This window comes from Enterobacter cloacae complex sp. P17RS (assembly GCF_014895885.1).
In the GTDB taxonomy this organism is placed as follows: Bacteria; Pseudomonadota; Gammaproteobacteria; order Enterobacterales; family Enterobacteriaceae; genus Enterobacter; species Enterobacter bugandensis.
The window spans coordinates 404097-413774 of the sequence record NZ_JADBQK010000006.1 but is presented as its reverse complement, the minus strand read 5'-3'; the positions used below and the strand labels follow the sequence as shown (position 1 = coordinate 413774).

Here is a 9678-nt window from a genome sequence, read left to right as displayed (position 1 = left end):
CGTAAGGTGCGGGGTTTTTTGCTTTGTGCGCCGGAAAATGCCGGATGGCGGCTTCGCCTTATCCGGCCTACAGGTTTTGCAGGCCCGGTAAGCGCAGTGCCACCGGGAAATGCTAACCGCACGATCTTACCGGGAAGAGATACAGGAGTAAAAATAAGGTAAGGTTTTGATAAACGCAGAAAAGCAAAAACCCAGCCATAGGCTGGGTTCTTTAAATAGTGGTGCCCGGACTCGGAATCGAACCAAGGACACGGGGATTTTCAATCCCCTGCTCTACCGACTGAGCTATCCGGGCAACGGAGCGCATTAAACCGCAATCGCGCCTTATCGTCAACATTATTTCAGGAAAAGCTGTTCAACTGCTTAAGTTTGCGGCAATCTGTACGTTTTCACCGTGAAAATGCACAAATCTTCCAGACAATACCGGGCCGTGCGGCAATGCTGATGACAACAGGAGGGCAGTATGGCAAACGACTGGCTTGAGCTCCGTCAGCATGCGGATACCGGCATTGAAACGATTAAAGCGCACTTCGAAGGCCATGCCTTCGATCCCCACTGGCACGATAGTTATCTGGTCGGGATTACCCTTTCAGGCACCCAGCAGTTCCACTGTCGTCGCGAACGCCACCGCAGCCATCCTGGTGATGCGTTCTTACTGGAGCCGGGCGAAATTCACGACGGCGACGCGCCTGTGGAAGGAGGCTTTACCTATCTCACCTTCTATCTTGACGAGCAGTGGCTGACGCGTACCCTCCGTGGATTATATGAAGCCACGCCGGATCGCTACTCGCTTCACTTTGCTCAAACGCTAACGCGAGAACCTCAGCTGGTCCGTTCTATCGGCGAGACGTTTAACGCGTTGCATAGCGATGAGATGAAAATTGTTCAGCAGAGCACAATGGATAAGCTGCTCTCTCAGATCACCTCCCATTGCCACTGGCGTAAGAAACTCCCGTCGCAGCTACAGAGCGCTGCCGTGGCGCACCGCGCACGCGACTATCTTTATGCGCATATCGGCGAGAACGTGGGGTTGTCAGACCTTGCGCGCGAGACGGGCACGGATCGCTTTACGCTGACGCGCTGTTTTAAGCGCGAGTTCAACCTGGCACCGCACGCCTGGCTTATTCAACTGCGTCTGGCAAAGGCGCGACAGCTGCTGGCGCATGGCGAACAGCCTGTTAATGTGGCTACAGCGCTCGGTTTTGCCGACCAAAGCCATCTGGGACGCTGGTTCCAGCGTGCATACCGCATTTCCCCTGCCCACTACCGCCGGTTGTGCACAAACCTTCCAGACGTTTCCAGAAAATAGCGGCACAGTAATGGCTCTAACAAAAAAGGAGCCATCTGTGAGTCTGATGCCTTATCTGCTGTTTGCCTTTGTCGCGTCGATAACGCCCGGCCCGACGAATATCCTCGTTCTCACTAACAGCCAGCACTTTGGTGTTAAAAATACCATTCCCGCCATTTTGGGTGGATGTATTACGGCGAGTCTGATTGTGCTGATATCGGGGGCCGGCGCCGGGGAGGTGCTGCGTCAGTTTCCTCTGATACGCCAGGCAATGAGTTGGGCGGGCGTGCTGTGGCTAACCTGGATGAGCTGGCAACTGTATCGGGCGCCTGCGGCGAATCTCTCTGAGAAGACGCCTCATCGCTTCACCGCGCAAGCCGCAGCGCTGCTGCAGATGGTGAATCCGAAAACGTGGATGATGGCGCTGGCAGTAGTGAGTCTTTTTGCTCCCGCGAGCATTCATCCGTTAAGAGATATTGCGCTGATGGCGCTATGGTTCTTACTGATTTCTGTGATGTGCCTGATGTGCTGGGCGTGGCTGGGGAAGGCGGTAAACCGGGTGTTTCGCACCACCGTGGCGATGGTGCGGTTTCAGCGCATGATGGCGCTATGTCTGCTCGTCTCCGCCTGGGCGGGCATGCTGGTCTAGGTTAACGCCCCGCCCATACGACACTGGGCAAAGCGCAGAATGTCTTCCGCCAGGCGGTGCGCCGTATCCACATCGGCCTGGCTACGGTTCACCAGCATGCGGCTCAGGCAACCCTCCAGTACGAGCTCCATCTGCTTAGCGACCATTGCCGGGTCATCCACTTCAAGCGTTGTCAGCAGTTCGTGGGTGAAGTCATGCGCCGCACGTTTTTGCTGATCCGCCAGCTGGTGTATTGGATGGCCAGGATCGGGATAAAACGTACAGGCAGCAATAAACAGGCAGCCTGGATAACGATTGTTGCTGACGCACTCTGTCAGGGCGGTGTAGCGCGCTAACAGTTTTTGCTCAGCGGTCAGCTCTTCATTCAACATTAGCTGCCTGCGCCAGATATCCACCTGCTGGCTAAGATAGCGTAGGGCATCATAAAGCAGCGCCTCTTTATCCGGCCAGAAGCGCTTAAGCTCATCCAGAGGGTAATCGATACGGTCGGCTACCATCTCAAGCGTGGTGCTGGCGATCCCTTGAATCTCAAGTAGTTGCAGGGCTTGTCCCAGTACGTCTTCGCGTTGCACGGTTATCTCCTCCGCTATTCCCAACGGTATGTCCCGTCTAAAGTGTTGTTTACGGTTGGCGATTGCGCAAATGCGCGCTGAATGCCGGTGCGTCCATAAACCCGGTTACACGCTGTTCTGGCAGCTCTTCCCCCTGCTCATTGAAGAACAGAATGGTTGGCAGCCCGAGTACGGTAAGGTGTTTAAGCAGGGCCTTATCCTGCGCATTGTTGGCTGTGACGTTTGCCTGAAGGAGTACCGTCTCTTTCAGGGCATTTTGCACCTGAGGATCGCTAAAGGTGTATTTTTCAAACTCTTTGCAGGCAACACACCAGTCGGCATAGAGGTCGAGCATCACCGGTTTGCCTTTTGCCTGCGCCAGCGCGCTGTTGAGCTCATCGACGTTCTTAACGTGTATAAAGTTTAAATGTGCCTGCGTCTGGCCCACAGGCGAGCCGAACGCCCAATCCTGAAGCGGGCGCACGCTCACCAACGCGGCGGCGAGCAGGAGAATTTGCACCAGACGCATCCACGCTTTTTTTGCCCCCAGGCTGACGATAAACGCCCAAGAGAAGAACGCCACGCCGAGCATGGCCCACAGGCGCAAACCCCACGCGTCACCCATGATGCGCTCCAGCAGGAACACCGGGAGCGCCAGGATGACAAAGCCGAACGCGGTTTTCACCGTCTCCATCCACGGGCCGCTCTTCGGCAGTAGGCGGTTGCCAAACACCGTCACCAGAATCAGCGGCAGGCCCATCCCCAGCGCGTAAAGATACAGCGTACCCCCGCCGAGCCACATATTACCGCTCTGGGCGATGTACAGCAGGATAGCGCTCAGCGGTGCTGTAGTGCAGGGGGAACAAATCAACCCGGCGATGGCGCCCATTGCGAACACGCCGCCCGCAGAGCCACCCTGCTGGCGATTGCTCATCAGCGTTAAGCGGGTTTGCAGCGAAGAGGGCAGCTGAAGCGTGAACAGGCCAAACATCGACAGCGCCAGCAGAATAAATACGGCTGACAGGCCGATTAGCACGTAAGGGTGCTGAAGCGCTGCCTGGAACTGCAGTCCGGCCGCGGCGACCACGAGGCCGAGCGCGGTATAGGTGAGCGCCATGCCCTGCACATAAATAAAGGCCAGGAGCAGCGCCCGGGCGGTAGAAAGACGCTGTGTGCCGCCCAGTACAATCCCGGAGATAAGCGGGTACATCGGCAGGACACAAGGGGTAAAGGCAATGCCGATACCAATCAGTAAGGCCCAAAGTGCTGAGAACGGCAGAGCAGAAGCAGCTTCGGCTTCGCCTTCATCCCTCATCCTTGCCCTCTCCCCTGAGGGGAGAGGGGAGGCCGCCGCTTTAACTTCATTAAGCGGAACGACCTTCGTTTCAGGGGGGTAGCAGAAGCCCGCGTCGGCACAGCCCTGATACGTAACCGTCAGCGTGGCATCTTTATCCGCCTGATTCACCGTGACGGGCACGCTTAAGCGCTGGCGATAAATTTCACTTTTACCGTAGAACTCGTCCTCATGCCATTCGCCAGCGGGCATCTGCAATGCGCCAACGTTAGCCTTTGCCGGCGTGATGCTGACCTGCTTGCGGTAGAGGTAGTAACCCTCTTTCACCTGCCAGGTCAGATTGAGATCGTGCTGGTTTTGCTGAAAGTCGAAAATGAACGCCTGGTCGGCGGGAATGAAGTTCGAACGGCCGGGCGCGTCAAACAAACCGGCAAATACTGACGTGCTGCACAGCAGCAGGATCAGCGTAAAGAAGCGTTGAGCCATGAGAGATAGTCGTTATCGCCGTGGACCACTGGCAGCACCAGCAGCTCCGGGGTTTGATAAGGATGATGAGACTTGAGGCAGTCAAGGAGCGCCTGCTGATTCGCCAGATTGGTTTTGAGCAACATCTGGACTTCATACTCCTGCTCCAGCTTGCCTTCCCAGTAATAAAGGGAGGTCGCGCCGGGGAGCAGCGTGACGCAGGCAGCCAGTTTTTCGGCCAGCACTTTGGCGGCGAGATCCTGGGCAGAGGCTTCATCAGGGGCGGTACAAAGTACGACAACAGCATCAGGCGTGTTCACAGTCGACCTCCTCATCACGAAAGTCTTCACTATATCACGCCATGCGATTGGTCATTAATGAAACGGGCCGCAGAGCGGCCCGATTTTAACTATTTTTACAACGGCTAACCGTTTACAGCACAATGCCACCGATGATAAAGCCGAGGACGACGCAAAGCGTAATCGCCACCACGCCCGGGATCAGGAACGCGTGGTTAAACACGTACTTACCGATGCGGGTTGAGCCGGTGTCATCCATCTCAACCGCGGCCAGCAGGGTTGGGTAGGTTGGTAGCACGAACAGGGCGGAAACGGCCGCAAAAGAGGCAATCGCCGTCAGCGGCGTCACGCCCAGCATCAGTGCCGCAGGCATCAGCGCTTTGGTGGTGGCAGCCTGAGAGTAAAGCAGCGTCGCGGCAAAGAACAGTACCACCGCCAGCAGCCACGGGTAGTTGTGCAGCAGGTCGCCGGCAACGGTCTGGATGTCGCTGATGTGCGCTTTCACGAAGGTGTCTCCGAGCCACGCCACGCCCAGTACGCACACGCAGGCGCTCATACCGGATTTGAAGGTGCTGGCGTTCAGCACTTCGCTGGTGTCGATTTTACAGGTGATGCTAATCAGCGTGGCGATGGTCAGCATGAATACCACAATCGCTTCGTTACGCGGCAGCACCGGGTTCTGGATCAGCCCCACGGTGTCGCTGATGGCGGTCGCGTAGAACATCACGGCGACGATACCGATCAGGAACAGCAGCACGGAGCGTTTCGCGTGTGGCTTCAGCTCGAAGACCTGGCTACCGCGCAGGCTCACTTCACCTTTTGCCAGACGCTCCTGGTAAACCGGATCGTCTTTCAGCTCGGCACCCAGGAAGTTACACAGCACGGCGGTAATCATCACCGCAATCAGCGTGACCGGAATACAGATCGCCAGCAGCGTCAGGTAGCTCACGCCCATCGGCTCAAGGATACCCGCGAAGAAGACTACGGCGGCTGAGATTGGCGACGCGGTGATCGCAATCTGCGACGCAACCACGGCAATAGAAAGCGGACGAGACGGGCGAATCCCCTGTTCTTTTGCCACCTCGGTGATCACCGGCAGCGTGGAGAACGCCGTGTGGCCGGTTCCCGCGAGAATGGTCATAAACCAGGTCACCAGCGGGGCAAGGAAGGTGATGTATTTCGGATGGCGGCGCAGCATGCGCTCCGCCAGGCTCACCAGGTAGTCCATACCGCCTGCCACCTGCATGGCCGCAATAGCGGCAATAACCGCCATGATGATTTCGATAACGTCAAAAGGGATTGCGCCGGGTTTAATCTGAAAGATAAGGGTAAGTACGAGCACCCCGAGACCGCCGGCAAAACCAATGCCGATACCCCCGAGCCGCGCGCCCAAATAAATCGCCAACAGGACGATGACGAGTTCTGCTCCAAACATAAAGACCTGCCTTGCTTATTAACAAGTTGATATTGAATTGTTGTATTTAGGTAACGCCTAAAAAGAAAAAAGGCACGTCACAAGTGACGTGCCTTTCGGAAGCCTAGCCTGAACTGTTACTGTTCGCTTTCATCGGTATATCGTTTCGCTTTATATGCCGGATGCATCAGGTTCTGGGCCGAGAAGATATCGTCCAGCTCGGCTTCGGTCAACAGTCCACGCTCCAGCACGACTTCACGCACGCTCTTACCGGTTTCGGCGCAAATCTTACCAACGATGTCACCGTTGTGGTGGCCGATGAACGGGTTGAGATAAGTAACGATCCCGATGGAGTTATAAACATAGCCTTCACAGACTTCTTTATTCGCGGTGATGCCGTTAATGCATTTTTCCAGCAGGTTGTAGCAGGCGTTAGTCAGGATGTGAATGGATTCAAACATCGCCTGGCCAATCACCGGCTCCATCACGTTCAGCTGCAGCTGACCGGCTTCGGAGGCCATGGTCACGGTGGTGTCGTTACCAATCACCTTGAAGCAAACCTGGTTCACCACTTCTGGCACTACCGGGTTAACTTTGGCTGGCATAATGGAAGAACCCGCCTGCAACTCTGGCAGGTTGATTTCGTTCAGGCCAGCGCGCGGGCCGGAGGAGAGCAGGCGCAGGTCATTACAGATTTTGGACAGTTTCACCGCCAGACGTTTCAGGGCGCTGTGTACCATTACGTACGCGCCGCAGTCGGATGTGGCTTCAATCAGGTCTTCCGCAGGCACCACCGGCAGGTTAGACACTTCCGCCAGCTTCTGAACCGCCAACTGCTGATAGCCATCCGGGGTGTTCAGACGCGTACCGATGGCGGTTGCGCCCAGGTTCACTTCCAGCAGCAGCTCGGAGGTGCGCAGCAGGTTTTTGGTCTCTTCGTTCAGCAGCACGTTAAACGCGTGGAATTCCTGACCGAGGGTCATTGGCACCGCGTCCTGCAGCTGGGTACGGCCCATTTTCAGAATGTCCTGGAACTCAACGGCCTTACGCTGGAAGCCATCGCCCAGCTGGTTGATCGCGTCGACCAGTTTGACCACGGAGGCATACACCGCGATACGGAAGCCGGTTGGGTAGGCGTCGTTGGTGGACTGGCATTTGTTAACGTGGTCGTTCGGGTTGAGGTACTGGTATTCACCTTTCTGGTGGCCCATCAGCTCAAGGCCGATGTTTGCCAGTACTTCGTTGGTATTCATGTTGACGGAGGTACCCGCGCCGCCCTGATAGACGTCAACCGGGAACTGGTCCATGCATTTGCCGTTGTTCAGCACTTCATCGCAGGCAGCGATAATCGCATTTGCCGCGCTTTTAGGAATGGTTTGCAGCTCTTTGTTCGCCAGCGCTGCGGCTTTCTTCACCATCACCATGCCACGGACAAACTCAGGGATATCGCTGATTTTGCTGTTGCTGATGTAGAAGTTTTCAATCGCTCTCAGAGTGTGAACACCATAGTAGGCATCCGCTGGAACTTCCCTGGTACCCAACAAGTCTTCTTCGATACGAATGTTGTTTAACATGTGAACCTTCTTTTCAAGCTGCCGATGGATTGTACTAAACACACAACATATATGTGGTTTTGAATATTTTCTGACCGACGATTATTCCCTCAATCGGCCAGATGTTCGAGATCATATGCTGATGATAGCGAATTGCCGTAAGCTGGATCACTTATTATCGACCCGATTCCATGATAATTATTAATCTGTGAAATGTGTCACCGCTTTAATATTTCCGAAAAAAATATCCGTGCAAACCGATTGAATTTTGGCTAACCGTCTCCATCTCTTACAGACGCGTGACGCGAACACATTCAGACAGGGGCCAGATGGCACCTGCCACACAGGAGATGCCAGTGCGCTGGATACCGTTTATTGCTTTCTTTCTCTATGTTTACATTGAGATTTCTATTTTCATTCAGGTAGCTCATGTGCTGGGCGTCCTGCTGACGCTGATTCTGGTGATCTTCACCTCCGTCATCGGCATGTCGCTGGTGCGTAATCAGGGTTTCAAAAATTTCCTGATAATGCAGCAGAAAATGGCCGCAGGCGAAAGCCCGGCAGAAGAGATGATCAAAAGCGTGTCGCTGATTATTGCTGGCCTGCTGCTGATCCTGCCGGGGTTCTTCACCGACTTCCTCGGCCTGCTGTTGCTGTTGCCGCCGGTGCAGAAGCACCTGACCATGAAGCTGCTGCCGCACCTGCGCTTCAGGCGCATGCCGGGCGGCGGGTTCAGCACAGGGCCAGGGGATACCTTCGAAGGGGAGTATCAGCGCAAGGATGAACAGCGCGACCGTTTAGACCATAAAGACGATCGATAATTTTTTTGCCCGGTGGCTTCGCTTACCGGGCCTACGGATTTTTCCGCTTCGGTAAAAACGCCCACAGCCCCGCCAGCATGACGATGGCGTACATACTCTTCCATCCCACCATCGCCAGTAGCAGCAGGCACAGCACGCCCCCGACGACCGCCAGTGCTTTATAGCGACCTTTCAGCAGACGACAGCCCGCCAGCATGCACAGCAGGTAGATCATGATGAAAATACCGTTGGCGTAGATAATTAGAGCATCGAGGTTGATATCGAGAAGATAAATACCCAGCGAGCTCAGGACGCAGCAGCCCAGCACGGCATTCAGCGCATTCATAGGGAGTTGACGTTTAGACAACCGCGCGAGGCGGCTCTCAGGTTTGTAGCGCGCCTGTGACCACACCAGACGGGCGAAGCTCTGGATATAAATGTTGAGGCTGGCAAAGCAGGCGAGATAGCCAATCACACAGGCCACCCATAGCGCCTTCACGCCGAAAAGTTTAACCACGATACCCGGTAGCGATGCGGCGGCGGCTTTATCTTCGCCGAACGCGTTGAAGTGCAGCACCAGCACGGTACAGGCCCAATATACGGTGCCCGCCAGCAGTAAACCAATCATCAGAGCGCGGGGAAAATCACGCTCGGGCTGTTTAAACTCGGATGCCAGGTGAGCGAACGCTTCAAGGCCAACAAAACACCAGAACATGACGGATAACGCAGCGAAAAGCTGTGAATGGTCGATATCGTTTATCACAGGGAAGGGGATATCTGCTACGGTAATGTTACCCGCAAACCAGATGGCGACGATCAGCACGACGATCAATGCTGCAACCAGCGTTTGCAGATTCGCGCTTGAACTGGCTCCGCGCGAGCCCACCCACCAGACGATCGCCAGCGTACCCAGTTCAGCCAGCAGCAGTTGCTCATCGTGCCAGCCAAACAGCGCCTGTCCAAAGCCGGTGGCGATATGCAGGGCTGCCGGAAGGCCAACGGGTATTACCGACAAAAACAGCCAGCCGGTTACGCGCTCCATGCGCGGACCAAACGCCATGCCGACAAAATGCGCCACGCCGCCCGCGCTGGGGAAGTGCCGCCCGAGTATGGCAAACACAATCGCCACCGGGAACACCAGCAGGATCAGCACCGGCCATGCCCAAAGACTGTTATTTCCGGCGACCAGCGCCGCCAGTGCCGGTACGGCAAACACGCCGGTACCTAACAAGGAGGTTGAAAGCAGGCCAACGCCCTGCGCCAGCCCCAGCTCCTGCCTGAGTCCACTCATTTACCTTGCCCTGCCACCATCAAAAGAGAGTGGATGGTAACACTTTCGCAAATTTTTTTTCGATTCCCCCTTGA

The 9678-nt window shown here is 55.6% G+C and carries 9 protein-coding genes and 1 tRNA gene; 3 read left to right on the top strand and 7 right to left on the bottom strand.

Annotation, left to right across the window (positions count from 1 at the left end):
* Window positions 1-219: 219 nt before the first annotated feature.
* Window positions 220-295: transfer RNA gene (locus IM265_RS07555), tRNA-Phe, on the bottom strand.
* Between the two features lie 168 nt (window positions 296-463).
* Between IM265_RS07555 and IM265_RS07550 the strand changes: the two genes are divergently transcribed.
* Window positions 464-1309: an AraC family transcriptional regulator gene (locus IM265_RS07550; protein WP_041911503.1), complete on the top strand. Its 846-nt coding sequence runs from the start codon at window positions 464-466 to the stop codon at window positions 1307-1309.
* A gap of 37 nt (window positions 1310-1346) precedes the next feature.
* Complete coding sequence (locus IM265_RS07545; protein WP_193030053.1) at window positions 1347-1937, top strand: LysE family translocator; 591 nt, start codon at window positions 1347-1349, stop codon at window positions 1935-1937.
* Here IM265_RS07545 and IM265_RS07540 read toward each other — a convergent pair.
* The 5 genes from IM265_RS07540 to aspA form a co-directional block, all read right to left on the bottom strand.
* On the bottom strand, window positions 1934-2509 hold the full coding sequence (locus IM265_RS07540; protein WP_028015225.1) for a transcriptional regulator: 576 nt from the start codon (window positions 2507-2509) through the stop codon (window positions 1934-1936). The two genes, IM265_RS07545 and IM265_RS07540, sit on opposite strands and share 4 nt — an antisense overlap.
* Window positions 2510-2558: 49 nt before the next feature.
* Window positions 2559-4268, bottom strand: coding sequence for a protein-disulfide reductase DsbD (locus IM265_RS07535; RefSeq protein WP_193030055.1), 1710 nt, complete (start codon window positions 4266-4268; stop codon window positions 2559-2561).
* Window positions 4244-4567, bottom strand: coding sequence for a divalent cation tolerance protein CutA (gene cutA, locus IM265_RS07530; RefSeq protein WP_014168278.1), 324 nt, complete (start codon window positions 4565-4567; stop codon window positions 4244-4246). The genes IM265_RS07535 and cutA overlap by 25 nt, the downstream gene beginning before the upstream one ends.
* 112 nt (window positions 4568-4679) lie before the next feature.
* Window positions 4680-5981, bottom strand: coding sequence for an anaerobic C4-dicarboxylate transporter (locus IM265_RS07525; protein ID WP_008502949.1), 1302 nt, complete (start codon window positions 5979-5981; stop codon window positions 4680-4682).
* Between the two features lie 116 nt (window positions 5982-6097).
* Window positions 6098-7534, bottom strand: a complete 1437-nt coding sequence (aspA, locus tag IM265_RS07520; RefSeq protein WP_003855923.1) for an aspartate ammonia-lyase — start codon at window positions 7532-7534, stop codon at window positions 6098-6100.
* Between the two features lie 335 nt (window positions 7535-7869).
* Here aspA and IM265_RS07515 point away from each other — a divergent pair, with 335 nt between their 5' ends.
* On the top strand, window positions 7870-8334 hold the full coding sequence (locus tag IM265_RS07515; protein ID WP_049138514.1) for an FxsA family protein: 465 nt from the start codon (window positions 7870-7872) through the stop codon (window positions 8332-8334).
* Window positions 8335-8365: 31 nt separating this feature from the next.
* Here the strand turns inward: IM265_RS07515 and yjeH are convergent, their stop codons facing one another.
* A complete protein-coding gene (gene yjeH / locus IM265_RS07510) occupies window positions 8366-9604 on the bottom strand; it encodes an L-methionine/branched-chain amino acid transporter (RefSeq protein ID WP_193030057.1) in 1239 nt (412 codons plus the stop codon).
* Window positions 9605-9678 lie beyond the last annotated feature (74 nt).